Origin of the sequence: Pseudorhizobium xiangyangii (genome assembly GCF_020531965.1) — a bacterium.
Classification (GTDB): domain Bacteria; phylum Pseudomonadota; class Alphaproteobacteria; order Rhizobiales; family Rhizobiaceae; genus Neorhizobium; species Neorhizobium xiangyangii.
Genome location: NZ_JAJAWH010000002.1, coordinates 134,662 through 151,849, shown reverse-complemented (window position 1 = coordinate 151,849; position 17,188 = coordinate 134,662). Strand labels below are relative to the sequence as shown.

Below are 17,188 nucleotides of genomic sequence, written 5' to 3'. Positions count from 1 at the left end.
GCATCAGAGATGGGCGACCACCAACCACGGAAGAGTCCGGTGGTCACCCCGCTCTCAGGCGGCGGTGACGCGCCAGATGACGTCGCCCACATCGTCGGCCATCAATACCGCGCCGTCCGCCGCCAGCGCCACTCCGACCGGGCGGCCATAGGAGTGCTTCTCGTCCGGCGACAGGAAATCGGTGAGAATTTCGCGCGGCATCCCTTGGGGCTTGCCCTTTTCGAAGGCGACGAACGCCAGCTTGTAGCCCGAGAGCTTGGAGCGGTTCCACGAACCGTGCTGGCCGATGGCCATGCCCGCCGGAAAGCCCGGCAGCGTGCCCTCGGGCAGCCAGCAAAGCCCGAGCGACGCCGTATGCCCGCCCAGCGCATAATCGGGCTGCAGCGCCGAGGCCACCTTGGCAGCGTCCTGCGGGACGCGATCGTCCACCACCCGGTTCCAGTAGCAATAGGGCCAGCCGTAAAACCCGCCGTCGCTCACCGATGTCAGATAGTCGGGTGGCGTCTCATCGCCCAGACCGTCGCGCTCGTTGACAACCGTCCAGAGCATGCCCCCCTCGGGCTCCCAGGCCATGCCCACAGGATTGCGCAGGCCACCGGCAAAAATGCGGGACTGCCCCGTTGTCAGGTCGTATTCGTGGATGCAGGCGCGGTTTTCCTCCACGTCCATGCCTCCGTCAGCGATATTGGTCAGCGACCCCACAGCCACGTAAAGCTTGGTGCCGTCCTTGCTGGCAATGAGATTGCGCGTCCAATGCCCGCCGGGCACCAGATCCATCAGCTTTCTGGCCGGCTTGGTAACTCTCGTCGCACCCGCCTCGTAAGGGTAGGCCAGAAGCGCGTCGCTCGCCCCGACATAAAGCGTTTCGCCTACAAGCACGATGCCGAAGGGCTGCCGAACATTCTCGATATAGGCGTGGCTTTCCTCGGCCACCCCGTCGCCGTCGGCATCACGCAGCAGCGTCACGCGGTTGGGGCTGTCGCCGGACGCGCGTGCCCGCTGCATCGTGGCCGACATGGCATGGTCGAACAAGGTGCGCGGATTTCCCGTTTCGCCCATGGATTCCGCCACCAGCACATCGCCATTGGGCAGCACATGCATATTGCGTGGATGCACCAGCCCCCGCGCAAAGGCATTGACCTTCAGCCCGGCGGCCGCCGTCGGCTTGTGCTCGCCCTCCCAGCCCTTGGCCGTCGGCATCTTCAGCGTCGGCATCATGCCCTGCGGCTTGGCCACCGGAATGGCCGGCGCCGTGCCATAAACCGGCGCCCGCGGGCCATCACCCGAATGACGAATGAGAACAGTGCCTTGGCCGATAAAGGCGACAAAGCGGGCAAATAGGGAAGGCTCGGCCATGGGGTGCCTCTGACAATGAGGGAAATCTAGGAAAGACCGGACGCTAAAGCCTTTGCGCGGCCAGAACTAGAGGGGGATTGCGAAAAATCTCAAACGGACTGAACACCGCGCTGTTCTACGCGATCATCGCTCGGTCGCCTGGAAAGGTCGTCAGCACCGGCGTCGTCCTGCTTGCGCTCCGGGTTCGATTTCGCCCCGCGCTCTTGGCTTCGTAAAGCAGCTTGTCGGCCCGTTCATAAAGTATCGCGAAACCTTCATCGCCGGAAAGATCCGTCAAACCCATGCTGGCAGCTACGGATCGTCCGAGACCCGAAACTGTATTCGCGACAGTTGCGGGGATTGCCTGGCGCCGGAACTCGGCCTGAAAATAGGCGTCGTCGCCGCGCAGGAGAAGCACGAATTCTTCGCCGCCAAGGCGGTACGCGCGAACGCTCGGGCCTGGCTGGAGCGCATTCGCCACAGCCTTGAGCACCTCATCTCCAACGCTATGCCCGTTTACATCGTTGATCGCCTTGAAATGATCAAGGTCGATGGCAGCCAGTGCGACGAAGCCTTCGCTTCGAAGCTGCTCGAACTGTCGCTCGATCGCCCGCCGGTTGAGCAATCCCGTCAACGGGTCTGTTTCGGACAGCCGTTCGAGCAGGTCGGCTTCGTTGCGTGCGCGGTCTCTATCGCGCTTCATGCTCCCCAATCGGTCTGCCACCCCGAGCGTCGTGAAAAGGACTTCACACATGCACCCGATGTAGAACAGCAGCATGGCGTCAGTGCTCTGCAACCAGGGAACGACACCGGTCACCAGACGGATCAATCCGACCAGGATCATTGGCGCGTATCCAACGGCCTGGAACCTTGCGGCGCGGCTTCCGCGACGCAAGGCATCGATCATTGCCAATAGGAAGACGACAAGGATCGGTGCAAACGCCGCCGTGTATGCGCTCGTCTGTATGGGTCGCTCAACGAAGGGGAACGCCGCATGAAACGCACTCAGGAACATTGCCCATGCCGCGCAATAGGGTAGCAGGCGCCGCAGCAACGGATGCATCAGTCCGGGCTCGATGAAGCTGTAGGTGAACATCGCCCCTGCCGCGACTGTCATCCCGAAGATCAATGTCGTCATCCAGCTCAACGTCATGGCAGGCGGATCAAAAAACATGACCGACAGCCCGGATGAAACCAGGATCGTCATCAGCAGCGAAACTGTGAGAGCCGAGTGCCAGAGAACGAAAGGTTCGCGTAGGACGCGGTAGAACACAGCATTGAAGATCAAGGGCATGACGAGCATGCCCGCAAGCCCCGCCAGAATCAGCAGGAATCGCATGTCGTCGATGCTGCCAACTGCGTCCGTTGGTGCAAGATGTGCCCTCTCCAGCGTCATCCGGTGGGTCGGCAGGTCAACCGCGACAACGATCTGCCGGGTCTCGCGCGTCACATCCGGCAGCGAAGCCTTGAAGTGCCCGCCAGCCATTGAACTGGGCAAGGAGGCGGCAGGAATGGAAGCTTGCCGGACCGCACCGTCCCGATCGATTGCAAGCAGATGCACCGCCTCGAGCGCGCTCCGCCTTGAGAGGAGATATCGGGGAAGGATATCGTCCGGAGTGATGTCGAAGCGAAGCAACACGCGCTCGGCTGCGATGGAGAATTTGCGGTCGGCGCAGGACCATCGCTCTGCATTCCGAGCTATCGCAACCACGTCTTCCGACAGAGTGCCGGACGCCCAGCAGGAACTGCGTATTTCGGCAGGATCCGCCGCGTTAGCCGATCCGGCGCTGGCGTGCGCCAGCGTCGCCAGAAGCAGAAAGGTCGCCAGAAGTCTTTTTCGAAATCCACCCCAAGTCATTGCTCCGCGATAGCGCAAAAAGCTTTTGATGCCGTTAATCCCCGCAAAATGGGCGCCCGCTGCCGGCTTGGCGGACCAGTCGCTTGCGAGCCGAAAGTCGTCAACCGGGGCAGCTGATCACGGAGGGTTTCGTGATATCAGAAAGCGCCAGCTATGAACTTATTCTGGAGGCTCCAGGATATCCGCTGATCGAAATCAGACGTGCAGTGAAGTCCGCAATGGGCCGGTGGCCGTCATGGCGCAGAAGCGCGATCGTGATCGCTTATCAATCTTCGCAGACCATATCGGGCCATGCCTCGGCCCAAGGTCGATCAGACAGCATTGCTTCGCCTGAGAAGAAGCGATATCTGCGGCGTACAAGGGCCTGCACCGATTTAAGCAAACTCGACGCAAGGCCGACAGCGCTTTGAATGATGGACCGATGGCCCGCAAGAACAGAGTTGAACTAGCGTCATGCGACGAGGCGGTGCCAGAGCCAGTGCTTTGCCCGATGTGCGAGCGCGTGATCCCGGATGATCAACAAGACGAGCATCATCTCGTCCCCAAGAGCAAGGGCGGCAAGAAAACCGTTTGCCTGCACCGTATCTGCCACGACCAGATACATGCGATTTTTACGGATGCCCAACTCGCCAAGAAGTTCTCCACGATCGAGGCCATCCTTGAAGACCCTGCCGTGCAAACATTCGTTGCATGGGTAAAAAGCAAACCTCCAGGTTTCTCGGATTCGGCGAAGGAATCCCGACAGTCGTCGGGTCGCGGCCGAGGGCGCAAACCGTAACGGGCAAACGTCCCTTTGGGCCATGAGCGGTCATTCAATAAAATGCGGAATAGCTGGGTGCATCGGAGATTTATTGTGTACCAGATTGCCTGAAAAGCTTTCCAATCTCAGATGCGAGCTGTGATTGGGTATAGGGTTTGCCAAGACGGGGAAGATCGATGCCTGAGCCTGGCGGCAGATCGGCATATCCCGAGGCCATCAATATGGGAAGATTTGGATAAAGTTCCCGGGCCGCCTTGCCGAGTTCCGCGCCGTTCATACCCGGCATGGAGTAATCAGTAATCATAAGGTCAAAGGGATCGCCGATCCTGAGGCGAGCGAGAGCTTCGGCTCCAGAATTGGCTTCAGTAACGATGTGCCCGAGGTCCTCAAGCATGTCGACCGAACTCATCGCTATGAGAGCATCGTCATCGACCATCAGAATGCGAAGCGCGGGAGACACCATCGGTTCATCGGCAGGCGGTTCTTTATACACCTCCTTCATAGTGTCGGCGGCCATCGGCAGCCAGAGTTCGGCGCGGGTTCCCTTTCCAACCGTGCTATCCAGTTTCAACGCGCCATTGAGCTGGACTGCTAGCCCATGGATCATCGATAGCCCCAGTCCAGTGCCCTTGCCGAGTTCCTTGGTGGAAAAGAAGGGGTCGATGGCTTTCTCTAGCGTTACCTTGTCCATGCCGTACCCGGTGTCTGCCACTGTGAGCACAAGATAGTGTCCTTCGTCGATAACGCTGGTTGAGCTCTCCAGCAGCTCGCTCCGTAGCGAGATCCACAGCGTCCCGCCATCCGGCATTGCGTCACGCGCGTTGATGGCAAGATTCAGAAGTGCAAGTTCGACCTGATTTGAGTCAATCAAAGCCAAGGGCAAACCCAGCGGCAATTGCTTTTCAATCCGAACATTTGGCCCTATCGAACGAAGAAGCAGATCGTCCATTCCGTTGACAAGGTCGATGAGATCGACCGCCTCCACAGTCAGGTCCTGCCGTCTTGCGAACGCCAGCAGACGTTGTGTCAGCGCAGCACCCCGCCGCGCGCCGCGCGTCGCCCCGTCAATCAGATGACTCGCTTTGGCGTCTCCAGCCAAGTGCTTTCCCAGAAGCTCGAGATTGCCCAGAACGGCCATAAGCAAGTTGTTGAAATCGTGGGCGACACCGCCCGTGAGCTGGCCGATTGCCTCGAGTTTCTGGGCTTGCCGAAGTTGCTCCTCGGCAATTTCCAGTTCGGCTGTCCGCTTTGAGACGCGCTCTTCCAGCGTTTCGTTGAGACGCCGCAGGTCATCCTCAGCGTTTTTCCGTGCGGTGATATCGGCCGAAACGCCCACCAATCGTTCCACATTGCCGTGACGGTCATGATAGGGCTGCGCCCTGATCTCGGCCCAGTGATGGCTGGCATCGGGCCAAATCACTCGATATTCGATCGCGTAGTCCTTGCCGGAGCGCAGCGTCTCCTGAATGGCAGCCTGCATCCGCGATTGATCTTCGGGGTGTATGGACGCCACAAGCTCTTGATAGCCAAAAGCCTGGTCGGGCCTCCGACCGAAGATCGCTCTGCATGTGGCCGAGGTAGTCATTTCCATGCTGGCAATATCGAGTTCCCACGCACCCAGCCGCCCCGCTTCGAGCGCTGTCTGTAACCGGCGCTCGGCTTCTGATATTTCCACAAGGCGGGTACGTGCTTCGAACTGACGGCGACGCCCTTTTAGAGCAGAACGAGCGACGCTGACAAACGTCGTGGCATGGAAGGGGCGCTCGAGGAAGGTGACGTTTCCGAGTACCTCCGAAAGTCTGGCGGCCGCGGGATTGCGTTCAGGCCCACCGCCTCTCTGAGTAAGTACGATGAAGGGCAGGTCCGACCAGCTAGGCTGTTCGGCCAACCAATTTGCCAGCGGCTTTAGGTCGGCCGAGCGCACGGATTCTTCCGTTAGCACGACAAACGCGGTCATATCATCAAACGAAGCCACCAGTTCGGACAGGTTGGCGATTGTTGTCGAGGGAATTGTGGCCTCGGTTAGAAGTGCACCGGCGACTTCGGCATCACGCCCACCAGGCGCAAGTATCAACGCGACAGGAGCCAGGGAATCAGGAATTGACTTTCCCCCCGGCCATCATCAGTGGCTGCGCGCCGCCTACGAAATTGGGCACGCCCCTGAGCACGCCCTGGAACCCGGAAAGTGGAGCGCCTAGGCTGAGGCCTTGGTTGGATATCCGGTATTCACGGATAGTGTCTTCGTGGAACCCGGTCCGCTTCTTGATGATCGAGACCGCCCGCCGCACTTGGCCGGTCGCCTCGAAATATCTGAGTAGAACCACCGTATCTGCGAGATAGGTGACGTCAACAGGTGATTTCATATCACCCACCAAACCATGCTGGGCCACGGTCAGATAGGTGTTGGCTCCCTGGCGGTTGAGATATTGCAGAAGCTCATGCATGTGTAGGATCAAGGCATGCTCATCTGGCATCGATGCCTGGTAGCCGTTGATGCTGTCGATCAGCACGGTTTTCGCGCCTGCGCTATCGACCCTTGCCCGGACCCGATGCGCGAATTCGCCCGGAGACAATTCCGCTGCATCGAGCTGTTCTATATGCAAGCCCCCCGATGCTTGCAGTTCTTCGAGATCGATACCCATCGCCTTCATGCGTGAGAAAAGAAGCCCGAGTTCTTCATCGAAGACAAACACAGCCGCTTTCTCGCCGCGCCGTACGGCCGCCGCCATGAACTGCATGACAAACGTACTTTTGCCAGTGCCCGCTGGGCCAATCACGAGCGTGCTCGATCCGCGCTCGATCCCGCCGCCAAGCAACTCATCAATCTCTGCTATACCACTGCTGACTGGAGCGCGCGAAAACGCTGTCCTGTGCTCTCCGGCAATGAGACGGGGAAACACCACGACACCGCCGGTTTCTATTTTGAAGTCATGATATCCGCCTCGATAAGATTGGCCACGGTATTTGACGACGCGCATCCTTCTGCGTTCAGATCCATATGTCGGAGCAATTTCCTCGAGATTGATCACCCCATGGACGACGCTGTGAACCGTCTTATCATTGACATCAGTCGTCATGTCGTCGAGCAAGAGTACGGTCGCATCCAGGCGTGCAAAGTAGTGCTTGAGTGCCAATATCTGGCGGCGATATCGCAGCGAACTCTGAGCAAGCAATCGGATTTCCGACAGACTGTCCAAAACAACGCGGGAAGGCTTGATCCGCTCGACGGCTTCAAAGATGAGTTTGGTGGTTTCGCCGAGTTCAAGGTCGGACGAGTAGAGAAGGCTTTGCTGCTGTTGGGCGTCGAGCAGGCTTTCCGGCGGTACTAACTCGAAAATCTCGATGTGCTCGTGGAGTTCGAGGTTATGAGAAGCCGCGCCGGAGCGCAATTCGCTCTCCGTTTCGGAAAGGGTGATGTAAAGACAGCGTTCCTCGAGTTTTGCCCCTTCGATAAGAAACTGAAGGGCAATGGTAGTCTTCCCAGCGCCAGGGTTGCCCTCAAGCAAGAAAACATGTCCTCGCGACAATCCTCCAACCAAAATGTCGTCAAGTCCAACGACACCAGTCTTGGCTTTTGCCCCAATTCCGATATTCATTCCCGCAAACTCCCTAGTTCGGTGGCCGGCGCGGACAAACGCCTTTAGGTCCTGTCTCTCAAATTTGGACGTCCGCACCCGAGCGAGATAACGCTCGAAAGCTGTTTTTGTTCAGTACATTGGAATCGTTTGGTGCATGGAGCGGTGCAGCCGCGCCAAGTTCACTCGATCTGACCGTTCATAAGAATCGTTGGGCCGAATGAACCGTCCGGTCTTGTTGCTCAATCACCGGCCGTCCTTGCTATGTGGCTAACCATGCTCCCGTTGCCGCCCGTCACTTTCACATAATTCTAAACTACAAAGCGAGTATCGTGGTCGGAGACGTCCTTCGGCTGGAAAAGCAGAGTGCAATGGCGGAGTGTGGCAATGTCTGCTTCGGGCCGGACGTGGACATTGCGGCGGCGCAAGCGAAGGGCTAAGGGTTCGGCTGTACGCACCAGCCGTGGAGAAACGAAATCATAAAGATAATGGTATTGCTGCACAGCGCTGTGGGCATGGATTGGCAGTCGCCTCCTCAACGCACGAGCCTGAAAACACTGAGCGAAGCCGAGGAGCAAGGCTTCATTCTTATCCGCGGAGAATTTCAGAAACGGCAATTCCGCCTGACAGAGCTTGGCTCCGAACATGTTGAGCGTGACAAGCGGCGTCTGGAAGCCCGCAAGCTTTGAACCGGTCAGCCCGCCATAAGTCCACCATCGGCCAAAGACGCCAATGGTGCGCCTGCCGCTTGCGCCGCAGCGTCCGCATTCATTCCGCGTAGATCATCTTGCGGGTCATGCCCCCGTCGATGGTCAGCACCTGACCGGTCACGAACCCTGCGGTCGCAAGGTAGAGAACGGCCTCGGCGATATCGTTCGGCTCGCCGACCCGCCCGACCGGATGCTGCGCATGGTCTTCCGGCCGCAACCCGTCGCCACCCGAAATCCATCCGGGCGCAATCGCATTGACCCGGATCGCCGGGCCGAGACTGATCGCCAGCGCATGTGTCATCGCCACGAGCCCGCCCTTGGAGGCGGCATAGGCCTCCGTATTCGGCTCGGACATCAAGGCCCGCGTCGAGGCCATGTTGATGATGGCGCTTCCCTCATTCATCAGCGGCACCGCCGCCCGCGTCATCAGGAAAGCGCCGGTCAGATGACTATCCGTCACCCGCCGCCAGTCATCGAGCGAAAGCTCGGCGATTGGTCCTGTGACCGGACTTGCGATCCCGGCATTGTTGACAAGGAGATCGAGGCTGTCCCAGTCGAGCTCCTCGAAGGCACCGAGAACCGAAGCCTCGTCAGATACGTCGCAGTGGACATGCCGCACGCCCTCCGGTGCCGGCTCCAGGTCGAACGATGCAACCTCGAACCCATGCGCCGCGAGCGCCTTGCAGAGCGCTGTGCCGATGAGGCCGGCACCGCCGGTGATGATAGTGCGTTTCATGCGGGCGAAGATAGGACACAGTCCTCGCCTGTCCAGCGATCCACCGTGCAGTTTCCGACCTTTTCCGCCATCGCGCCCTGGGACGCCGACGAGGAATTACGCCTTGATAAGAATACCGGCTTCGGTCGCCGCCGCCACGAAGGCCTGGCGCGCCTCTTCCGGCTTGCGCTTGCCCTCCATCACGGCGGCGCAGACGACGAGCGCATGGTCGAGGGCGGGCTCGTCTTCGAGCGGCCAGTCTTCGATCAATGCCCACGCGGCCGCCTGCAGGGTGCTGATGGCGGTCTCGGCAGGTGGATCGCCGATAGAAATGATGACGGGAATTTTCCAGGAGAGACTCATTGCTCTATCCTAATGGAACAATCGTGATCGTCCTAGTGTCTTGTCGGCGTTCGGGTTTCTCTCAGGGCACCCCTCCCCGAACCGGACGCGCGGGGGTAAAGCTACCGGACGAATGAATCGGAGAGACCACATGACCACGCGCCTCGAAACGCTGATCGATCAGGGCACCGGCCGCGAGCCCGCCGACATCGTGCTCAAGGGCGGGCAATTCTTCGACCTCGTCACGGGCGAACTGGTCCAATCCGATATCGCCATGTGCGGCGACCGTATCGTCGGCACCTGTGGCACTTACACAGGCAAGACCGAGATCGACATTTCCGGCAAGATCGTCGTTCCCGGTTTCATCGATACGCATCTGCATATCGAAAGCTCGCTCGTCACCCCGCATGAATTCGACCGATGCGTGCTGCCCTATGGCGTGACGACGGCGATCTGCGATCCGCACGAGATCGCCAATGTCATCGGCGCCGAAGGCATAGAATTCTTCCTGGATTCGGCCGAACGGACGATCATGGACATCCGCGTCCAGCTTTCCTCCTGCGTGCCCGCCACGCATCTGGAGACGGCGGGCGCCGACCTGCCGATCGAAAAACTCCTGCCCTTCCGCAACCATCCAAAAGTCATCGGCCTTGCCGAGTTCATGAATTTCCCCGGCGTCATCCACAAGGACCCGATCTGCCTCGCCAAGCTCGATGCCTTTTACGACGACCATATCGACGGTCATGCGCCGCTGCTGCGTGGGCTCGACCTGAACGGCTATCTCTCGGCCGGCATCCGCACCGAACACGAATGCACGACCGCCGAGGAAGCACTCGAAAAGATCCGCAAGGGCATGCATATCCTCGTGCGCGAGGGCTCGGTCTCCAAGGATCTGCACGCATTGATGCCGATCCTCACGGAGCGCCTGTCGCCTTACCTTGCGCTCTGCACCGACGACCGCAATCCGCTCGACATCGCTGAACAAGGCCATCTCGACTACATGATCCGCACCGCGATCAAGCATGGCGTCGAGCCGCTGGCAATTTACCGCGCCGCATCGATATCAGCCGCGAAGGCCTTTGGCCTGCGCGACCGAGGCCTCGTAGCGCCCGGCTGGCGGGCGGACCTCGTGGTCGTCGACACGCTTGAAAACTGCAAGGCAGAGATGGTGTTTTCCGCCGGCCGCAAGGTTACCGACGAACTCTTCGCCGCCCGTGGGGCCGTCGCTCCGGTCGGCCTCAACAGCGTCAAGGCGCGGCCGGTGCAGGCGATGCACTTCGGCGTGCCGGTCGCGGAAGGCGAAACACCGGTGATCGGCGTCATGCCCGGCAAGATCATCACGGAGCATCGCCGCTACCGCCTGCCCACCTCCGGCAACCAGACGACCGTCGATATCGAGCGCGATATCATCAAGGTCGCCGTCATTGAACGGCACGGCAAGAACGGCAACCATGCCAACGGTTTCGTTCAGGGGTTCGGGCTGAAGAAGGGCGCCATCGCCTCCACCGTCGGCCATGACAGCCACAATATCTGCGTCGTCGGCGTCTCGGAGGACGACATGGCGCTCGCCGCCAATAGGCTGGGTGAAATCAACGGCGGCTTCGTCGTCGTCGAGGACGGCAAGGTCACCGGCGAGATCGCGCTGCCCATCGCCGGCCTGATGAGCCTGGAGCCCTACGAATGGGTCCGCGACACGCTGCATGACTTGAGGAAAGCGGCCTATGCCCTTGGAACGCAACTGGAAGAGCCCTTCCTGCAGGTCGCCTTCCTGCCGCTGCCCGTCATCCCGCATCTGAAGATTTCCGACATGGGCATGGTGGATGTGGATAAGTTTGCGTTGATCCGTTAACTCACCCCCGCCGCAGCACCATGCCGGCATGATAGAGAACATCCCTGCGGAAATCGCCTTCGGCGGCAAAGCCGGTGTCATCCCTGTAGTCGATGTGATCGCCGTTCACACGATACTCGCCCTTGTAGGCGCGCTCCCGGCTGCCGCGTGCCTCGACATAGCGGCCGTTCGGCAGAAGCTCATGGCGGATAAAGTCGTCGTCAGTGACCCAGAGGCCGACATAGGGGTGAATTGTCATGGATGTTTCCTGGTGCGCGTCGCCGGCGAACGCGGTCACCGTTGCAACGAAAACGAAAGCCGCGGCGAAGGCGGCAAGGGCAAGACGATGAGAGGCATGGCGCTCAGCCATCCATGAACTTCCGCCTGAGTGCCTGTTCCCGTCTCTGTTCCACAAGAGCGTGGACGCGGCGGACGAGCGGCGCAGCGAGGCTGGCGAGCCAGCGGAAAGGGCTTTCGAGCAGACGCTGGAAATCTTCCATCACCATCTCCATTTCTGTCCGGGGTAGCCGGATCGGACGAGACGGAATATGGCGGATCGAGACCGTGAGGCGGTAGACCGAATCTCCGATATGATTGCACGATCCTCCGAGCGGCACATTTTGAACTTTGAACCCACCCAAGGCGGGCGTACAAGGATCGCACGGAAAATCACGAAATCAATGGAAAGCCCCATGCTGGAATCGCCCTTCGAATCTCCTCAGCTGGCTGAACTGGCGAAAATCGTTGCACAAAACACCAACGAGGATGGTGTTTTCCCGACCCGCATTCCACGCCTCGCGCTCATTCGGTTCTCCAATGGCACCCAGCCGCTCCAGACGGTGCAGCGCCCGTCGCTCTGCATTGTCGTCCAGGGAGCAAAGCAGATGATGCTGGCCGACGAGATCTATATCTACGGGCCGGCAAGGCATCTCGTCGTTTCCGTCGATCTGCCGGTGACCAGCCAGATCATCGAGGCCAGTCCTGAAAAGCCCTATCTCTGCGTCTGCATCGATCTCGATCTGCAGGCGCTCGGTGCGATGTTCATGGAGATCCCGCAACCGGCGACCGAAACCACCGGTGCCTGCACCAAGGGCATATGCCTGAAGGAAAGCTCGCCGGAATTCCTGGAGGCTGCACTCCGCCTGGTACGGCTGCTCGATGCGCCGGACGATATCGCCTATCTCGCGCCGCTCGCCGAACGGGAACTCATGTACCGGCTGCTGCGCGGACCGCAGGCCCACAAGGTCCGGCGCATGCTCATGCCGGACAGCCGGCTGCAGCAGGTCAACCGCGCAATCGCCTGGATCCGGCAGAACTACGCCGCCGCCTTCTCGATCGAGCAGGTCGCCGCCGAGGCACGCATGAGCCAGTCGTCACTGCACCAGCATTTTCGCGACGTGACCGCCATGAGCCCGCTGCAATATCAGAAGCAGCTCCGCCTGCAGGAGGCGCGCCGGTTGATCCTGACGACCTCGCTCGATGCCGCAACCGCCGCGCAGCAGGTGGGCTATGACAGCCCCTCCCAGTTCAGCCGCGAATACCGCCGCCTGTTCGGCTTCCCGCCGATCCAGGACGTCGCACGGCTGCGCCAGGAGCCGACGCGCTACGCCGACGCCTGACAGATCCGATCAGGATCCCTCTGGAGCTGATCGGGTGAGGCCAGCGGTGGCCTTGCTGATTCCGGGGATTTCTGCGTTTCTTGCCGGAGGGTCCACCCGGAACCAGAACCATGACCGAGCCTGATCCAGACGAGAAGATCGATGCGACATTCCGCAACGGATCACTGACGGCCGCCGGCATTATTCTGGGCTTTTCCTTGAGCTTCATCAGCCGCTGGGTCTCCAATCCGAATGACTGGAGCCGGATCGACATCCTGCCGATGCTGCTGCTTACGGTCGGGATTGCCTTTCAGGTCAAAGTATTTGCCGACCTGCTGGCCCGGGACTCGCTGATCGCTGCCAAATACGACCGCGCCAGACGGCTGTTTCTGATCGGCATCTCGATCGTTGCCGCGGGGATCGCACTGGCGCTGCTCAATGACATCCTGGGATTGGGATCGATGCCAATTCTGGGGTGAGCGGGCACAATGCGGAAGGACATCCGCTTTGTGCCCGGAAAGCGAAAATCCCCGTCACACCCGCGCACAAAAGACATCGAGTGCCGAAAGCTTCACGACGCCGTCCTGAAGCGCGACATCAAAACCGGGGACCGGGATCGGCATGCAGGATTTCATCCTTTGCGGAAGGGAGAAGTCCTGTGCCTCGCGCGTCAGGTTGAACACGAAGAGCAGCCGCTCGCCGTCCTTCTCGCGGATGAAGGCGAGCAGGTCGTGATTGTGGGTATCGACGAAGATGAGGTCCCCGTCGAACAGCGGCGGATGCACCTTTCGGAACGCCAGCGCCTGGCGGTAATGATGCAGCACCGAATCCTGATCCAGCTCCTGCGCATCGACGGCAGCGGCCGAATGTTCCGGTGGCACCGGCAGCCAGGCCCGGCCGGCCTCTGTGAAGCCGGCATGCGGCTTGTGAACCTCCCAGGGCACCGGCGTGCGGCATCCGTCGCGCCCCTTGAAGGCCGGCCAGAAGCGAATGCCGTAAGGGTCTGTCAGATCCTCGAAGGCAAGCTCCGCCTCCGTCAGCCCCAGTTCCTCGCCTTGATAGAGGCAGATCGAGCCGCGAAGCGAGGCAAGCAGCGTAATCGACAGCTTGGCCACCCTCTCCCGTTCGGCCGCCGTTTCCGCAAAGCGCGTGACGTGGCGAACCACGTCATGGTTCGAGAAGGCCCAGCATACCCAGCCGTTGGTCACGGTGTCCTGGAAGGTCGTCACGATCTTGCGGATATAGCTGGCCGAAAAAGCCGGCCCGAGAAGGTCGAACGTGTAGCACATGTGCAGCTTGTCATTGCCGCTCGTATAGATCGCCAGCGTCGTCAGAGATCGTGGACCGTCGCCCACCTCCCCCACCGTCGTGCGGTTGTCGTAACTGTCGATCAGCGACCGCAGGCGCTTCAGGAACCCGATGTTTTCCGGCTGGCTCTTGTCGTAGAGGTGGTTCTGCATCGAATAGGGATTGGTGTCGGTCTCCATCCCCGCCCCGTCGGTATCGTAGATCATCGGCGGGTTGTCGCGCAGGTGCTTGTCGTGGAAGTAATAATTGACGGTATCGAGCCGGAAACCGTCGACACCGCGATCCAGCCAGAAGCGCACCGTGTCCAGCACCGCATCCTGCACATCAGGATTGTGAAAATTGAGGTCCGGCTGCGAGATCAGAAAGTTGTGCATGTAGTACTGCTTGCGCACGCCGTCCCATTCCCAGCCGGGCCCGCCGAAGATCGACAGCCAGTTGTTCGGCGCCGTGCCATCGGCCTTCGGGTCGGCCCAGACAAACCAGTCGGCCTTCGGATTGGTGCGGCTGGTGCGGCTTTCCACGAACCACGGATGCTTGTCCGAGGTGTGGCTGATCACCTGGTCGATGATGATCTTCAGGCCGAGTCGGTGGGCCTCGGCCATCATCTCGTCGAAATCGGCCAGCACCCCGAACATCGGGTCGACATTGCAGTAATCGGAGACGTCGTAGCCCATGTCGGCCATGGGAGATGTGAAGAAGGGCGACAGCCAGATTGCATCGACGCCGAGCGAGGCGATGTGCGGAAGACGCCGGGTGATGCCCTTGATGTCACCAATCCCGTCGCCGTTCGTATCCTGGTACGAACGTGGATAGACCTGATAGATCACCGCGCCGCGCCACCAGGAGGAATTGTCAAGCCTGGCCTTGTCTACCGCCATTCCGCATCTCCTGTTTTGCGCCCATCTGGCGCCCTGTTTTGTGCAATGCAATCTCCAACGTAGAGACCCGGAGGCAAAAGACAAACCCAAACCACCGAGCGCGACCGGGGGCCGGCAGACTTGCCTTGAACGGAACTTCGTCCTATTGCGACAAGGATTGCCACGGGGAAAAACGCAATTGCCGGGACGCTTACTTTCCATCGGAGAATGCATGGTCGAACTTTCGCAGGCGGGCGAAGGCTTGCTGCGCAAGGGATTTGCCGGAGATACGTTCAACACCGCGTGGTATGCGCGGGCCTGCCTTCCAGCCGAATGGAATGTGGATTATCTCACGGCCGTCGGTGACGACCCGATGTCCTCCGAGATGCTGACCTTCATGAAGGCTGCCGGCATAGGCACCGACGCGATCCGCCGCATCGAGGGCAAGACGCCCGGCCTCTACCTCATCACGCTCAAGAACGGCGAGCGGACCTTCAGCTACTGGCGCGATACGGCCGCTGCCCGCAAGCTGGCCGATGACGGCGACCACCTGCGTCGCTGGATCGAGATGTCCGACGTCATCTATTTTTCCGGCATTACGCTCGGCATCCTCGCGCCCGAAGCCATCGATACGCTGTTTGCCGAACTGCGGCGCGCCAAGGCCGCCGGAAAGCGCATCGCCTTCGATCCGAACATCCGCCCGCGTCTCTGGGCCGGCAAGGATGTCATGCTGAAGACAATCGAGGACGGCGCCCGCGCCGCGACCATGGTCCTGCCGAGCTTCGATGACGAGGCCACCCATTTCGGCGACACGTCGATAGAGGCGACCATCGCCCGCTACCACGCACTCGGCGTCGAAGGCGTCGTGGTGAAAAATGGCGAGCATGGCGTGACGCTGAGCTTTGGCGGCACCACATCCTTCGTGCCGGCCGTCAAAGCCCACCAACTGGTCGACACGACGAGCGCCGGGGACAGCTTCAATGGCGGCTTCCTGTCCCGTCTGGTGCGTGGAGCATCGCCGCAGGATGCCGCCGCCTATGGCGCAGCCGTCGCATCGGTTGTCGTCGGGCATCACGGCGCCCTGATCAGCCCCGCGCTTCTGCCGGGCTGATCAGCAAGAAGGCCCTTTTCAAACGGCCTTGTCCTGCTTAAGCGGCTGACATCCGCCTGTAACATGTCCGTCCATACCATGCCCTGAACGGTGGCTCGCGAACGATTGAGTCGCGCGCCGTCACCACGGGGCTGTGACCATGAAGAAGATCACCATCGTTTCCGATGCCTGGTATCCCCAGGTGAACGGCGTCGTCCGCTCCATCCAGAATACCAACCGGGAACTGGCCCTCATGGGCATCGATGTGACGATGGTCACGCCGCAGACGTTTCGAAACGTCCCCTGCCCGACCTATCCCGAAATCAGATTGTCGGTCGCAACCTATGGAAAGGTTGCGCGGGAGATCGAGCGCTCGCAGCCCGAGGCCCTGCACATCGCCACCGAAGGACCGCTTGGCCTTCTGGCTCGCCGCTGGTGTCTCAGGAACGGTGTGCCCTTCTCGACCAGCTACCACACGCGATTTCCGGAATATGTCGCGGCCCGCTTCCCGATCCCTATCCGCCCGCTGCAAGCCTTCGTGCGCTGGTTCCACAATGCCGGAAACGGCTGCATGGTGGCGACAGCCAGTCTCGAACGCGAACTCGCAAAGCTGGGGATGCGCAACCTCCTGCGCTGGAGCAGGGGCATCGACCAGTCCCAGTTCCGGCCAAGGCCGCCGGAGGTGACGCCATTCGGTCTGCCGCGGCCGATATTCCTGACGGTCGGGCGCGTTTCGGTGGAAAAGAACCTGCCTGCATTCCTGGAACTGGACCTGCCCGGCTCCAAGGTCGTGGTTGGCGACGGACCGGCACGGGCCGACCTGCAGAAGCGTTATCCCGACGTGCTCTTCACCGGCATGAAGAGCGGCGCGGATCTCGCCGAGGCCTACGCCCAGGCGGACGTCTTCGTCTTTCCGTCAAGGACCGACACGTTCGGCAACACGATCCTCGAGGCGCTGGCGAGCGGCGTCCCGGTCGCCGCCTATCCGGTCACCGGACCGGTGGACATCATCGAGCCCGGCAGCGGTGCCGGCGCCCTCGACGACGATCTCCGCCGGGCCTGCCTTGCCGCACTCCAGTGCTCGCGGGAAGATGCGCGCGCGCTTGCCCAGACATTCACCTGGGAAGCAGCATCGCGCCAGTTCCTCAGCAACGTGCTGGCGTCGCGCAGCGCTCCCGCGCTGCCGGCTCCATCCACTTGAATCGGAATCTC

16 protein-coding genes are annotated in these 17,188 nt (G+C 60.6%); 7 read left to right on the top strand and 9 right to left on the bottom strand.

Annotation, left to right across the window (positions count from 1 at the left end; translation table 11 throughout):
* Positions 1-54: 54 nt before the first annotated feature.
* Together LH464_RS02115 and LH464_RS02110 are read right to left on the bottom strand one after the other, a co-directional pair.
* Positions 55-1,356, bottom strand: a complete 1,302-nt coding sequence (locus LH464_RS02115; RefSeq protein ID WP_226784710.1) for a PQQ-dependent sugar dehydrogenase — start codon at positions 1,354-1,356, stop codon at positions 55-57.
* A gap of 115 nt (positions 1,357-1,471) precedes the next feature.
* Positions 1,472-3,193 carry a sensor domain-containing diguanylate cyclase gene (locus LH464_RS02110; RefSeq protein WP_226784709.1) on the bottom strand — a complete coding sequence of 574 codons (1,722 nt, stop codon included), beginning with the start codon at positions 3,191-3,193 and terminating at the stop codon, positions 1,472-1,474.
* Positions 3,194-3,614: 421 nt separating this feature from the next.
* On the opposite strand from LH464_RS02110, the gene LH464_RS02105 reads away from it, so the two are divergent.
* Positions 3,615-3,971 (top strand): HNH endonuclease, encoded by a 357-nt coding sequence (locus LH464_RS02105; protein ID WP_226784708.1) that lies wholly within the window; start codon positions 3,615-3,617, stop codon positions 3,969-3,971.
* A 70-nt stretch (positions 3,972-4,041) separates the two neighbouring features.
* Here the strand turns inward: LH464_RS02105 and LH464_RS02100 are convergent, their stop codons facing one another.
* The gene (locus LH464_RS02100; protein WP_226784707.1) at positions 4,042-6,027 is read right to left on the bottom strand and encodes a PAS domain-containing sensor histidine kinase; all 1,986 of its coding nucleotides are present in this window, start codon (positions 6,025-6,027) and stop codon (positions 4,042-4,044) included.
* Positions 6,028-6,046: 19 nt separating this feature from the next.
* On the bottom strand, positions 6,047-7,549 hold the full coding sequence (locus tag LH464_RS02095; RefSeq protein WP_226784706.1) for an ATPase domain-containing protein: 1,503 nt from the start codon (positions 7,547-7,549) through the stop codon (positions 6,047-6,049).
* A 467-nt stretch (positions 7,550-8,016) separates the two neighbouring features.
* On the opposite strand from LH464_RS02095, the gene LH464_RS02090 reads away from it, so the two are divergent.
* Complete coding sequence (locus tag LH464_RS02090) at positions 8,017-8,217, top strand: hypothetical protein (protein ID WP_226784705.1); 201 nt, start codon at positions 8,017-8,019, stop codon at positions 8,215-8,217.
* A gap of 79 nt (positions 8,218-8,296) precedes the next feature.
* Here LH464_RS02090 and LH464_RS02085 read toward each other — a convergent pair whose 3' ends face one another.
* Both LH464_RS02085 and LH464_RS02080 read right to left on the bottom strand, forming a co-directional pair.
* The gene (locus tag LH464_RS02085) at positions 8,297-8,974 is read right to left on the bottom strand and encodes an SDR family oxidoreductase (RefSeq protein WP_226784704.1); all 678 of its coding nucleotides are present in this window, start codon (positions 8,972-8,974) and stop codon (positions 8,297-8,299) included.
* Positions 8,975-9,070: 96 nt separating this feature from the next.
* Complete coding sequence (locus LH464_RS02080) at positions 9,071-9,316, bottom strand: DUF982 domain-containing protein (protein ID WP_226784703.1); 246 nt, start codon at positions 9,314-9,316, stop codon at positions 9,071-9,073.
* Positions 9,317-9,446: 130 nt separating this feature from the next.
* Between LH464_RS02080 and ade the strand changes: the two genes are divergently transcribed.
* Complete coding sequence (gene ade, locus LH464_RS02075) at positions 9,447-11,144, top strand: adenine deaminase (RefSeq protein ID WP_226784702.1); 1,698 nt, start codon at positions 9,447-9,449, stop codon at positions 11,142-11,144.
* Position 11,145: 1 nt separating this feature from the next.
* Here ade and LH464_RS02070 read toward each other — a convergent pair whose 3' ends face one another.
* Positions 11,146-11,493 (bottom strand): Atu4866 domain-containing protein, encoded by a 348-nt coding sequence (locus LH464_RS02070; RefSeq protein ID WP_226784701.1) that lies wholly within the window; start codon positions 11,491-11,493, stop codon positions 11,146-11,148.
* Positions 11,486-11,623: a hypothetical protein gene (locus LH464_RS02065; RefSeq protein WP_226784700.1), complete on the bottom strand. Its 138-nt coding sequence runs from the start codon at positions 11,621-11,623 to the stop codon at positions 11,486-11,488. Before LH464_RS02065 ends, LH464_RS02070 begins: the two co-directional genes overlap by 8 nt.
* 192 nt (positions 11,624-11,815) lie before the next feature.
* Between LH464_RS02065 and LH464_RS02060 the strand changes: the two genes are divergently transcribed.
* Both LH464_RS02060 and LH464_RS02055 read left to right on the top strand, forming a co-directional pair.
* Positions 11,816-12,742, top strand: coding sequence for an AraC family transcriptional regulator (locus LH464_RS02060; RefSeq protein WP_226784699.1), 927 nt, complete (start codon positions 11,816-11,818; stop codon positions 12,740-12,742).
* Positions 12,743-12,852: 110 nt separating this feature from the next.
* Entirely contained in the window at positions 12,853-13,200 is a 348-nt protein-coding gene (locus LH464_RS02055) for a hypothetical protein (protein WP_226784698.1), read from the top strand.
* Between the two features lie 54 nt (positions 13,201-13,254).
* Here the strand turns inward: LH464_RS02055 and bglA are convergent, their stop codons facing one another.
* Positions 13,255-14,907, bottom strand: a complete 1,653-nt coding sequence (gene bglA, locus LH464_RS02050) for a beta-galactosidase BglA (RefSeq protein WP_226784697.1) — start codon at positions 14,905-14,907, stop codon at positions 13,255-13,257.
* 178 nt (positions 14,908-15,085) lie between these two features.
* On the opposite strand from bglA, the gene LH464_RS02045 reads away from it, so the two are divergent.
* Both LH464_RS02045 and LH464_RS02040 read left to right on the top strand, forming a co-directional pair.
* Complete coding sequence (locus LH464_RS02045) at positions 15,086-15,997, top strand: sugar kinase (protein ID WP_226784696.1); 912 nt, start codon at positions 15,086-15,088, stop codon at positions 15,995-15,997.
* Positions 15,998-16,136: 139 nt separating this feature from the next.
* The gene (locus tag LH464_RS02040; protein ID WP_226784695.1) at positions 16,137-17,177 is read left to right on the top strand and encodes a glycosyltransferase family 4 protein; all 1,041 of its coding nucleotides are present in this window, start codon (positions 16,137-16,139) and stop codon (positions 17,175-17,177) included.
* Positions 17,178-17,188 lie beyond the last annotated feature (11 nt).

What these genes read in the sequence shown, in the direction of transcription:
- LH464_RS02095 (WP_226784706.1), bottom strand. Translation starts at nt 7,549, where the DNA reads ATGAATATCGGAATTGGGGCAAAAGCCAAGACTGGTGTCGTTGGACTT.
- LH464_RS02085 (WP_226784704.1), bottom strand. Translation starts at nt 8,974, where the DNA reads ATGAAACGCACTATCATCACCGGCGGTGCCGGCCTCATCGGCACAGCG.
- bglA (WP_226784697.1), bottom strand. Translation starts at nt 14,907, where the DNA reads ATGGCGGTAGACAAGGCCAGGCTTGACAATTCCTCCTGGTGGCGCGGC.
- LH464_RS02060 (WP_226784699.1), top strand. Translation starts at nt 11,816, where the DNA reads ATGCTGGAATCGCCCTTCGAATCTCCTCAGCTGGCTGAACTGGCGAAA.
- LH464_RS02055 (WP_226784698.1), top strand. Translation starts at nt 12,853, where the DNA reads ATGACCGAGCCTGATCCAGACGAGAAGATCGATGCGACATTCCGCAAC.
- LH464_RS02110 (WP_226784709.1), bottom strand. Translation starts at nt 3,193, where the DNA reads ATGACTTGGGGTGGATTTCGAAAAAGACTTCTGGCGACCTTTCTGCTT.
- LH464_RS02080 (WP_226784703.1), bottom strand. Translation starts at nt 9,316, where the DNA reads ATGAGTCTCTCCTGGAAAATTCCCGTCATCATTTCTATCGGCGATCCA.
- LH464_RS02115 (WP_226784710.1), bottom strand. Translation starts at nt 1,356, where the DNA reads ATGGCCGAGCCTTCCCTATTTGCCCGCTTTGTCGCCTTTATCGGCCAA.
- LH464_RS02105 (WP_226784708.1), top strand. Translation starts at nt 3,615, where the DNA reads ATGGCCCGCAAGAACAGAGTTGAACTAGCGTCATGCGACGAGGCGGTG.
- LH464_RS02040 (WP_226784695.1), top strand. Translation starts at nt 16,137, where the DNA reads ATGAAGAAGATCACCATCGTTTCCGATGCCTGGTATCCCCAGGTGAAC.
- LH464_RS02090 (WP_226784705.1), top strand. Translation starts at nt 8,017, where the DNA reads ATGGTATTGCTGCACAGCGCTGTGGGCATGGATTGGCAGTCGCCTCCT.
- LH464_RS02070 (WP_226784701.1), bottom strand. Translation starts at nt 11,493, where the DNA reads ATGGCTGAGCGCCATGCCTCTCATCGTCTTGCCCTTGCCGCCTTCGCC.
- LH464_RS02065 (WP_226784700.1), bottom strand. Translation starts at nt 11,623, where the DNA reads ATGGAAGATTTCCAGCGTCTGCTCGAAAGCCCTTTCCGCTGGCTCGCC.
- ade (WP_226784702.1), top strand. Translation starts at nt 9,447, where the DNA reads ATGACCACGCGCCTCGAAACGCTGATCGATCAGGGCACCGGCCGCGAG.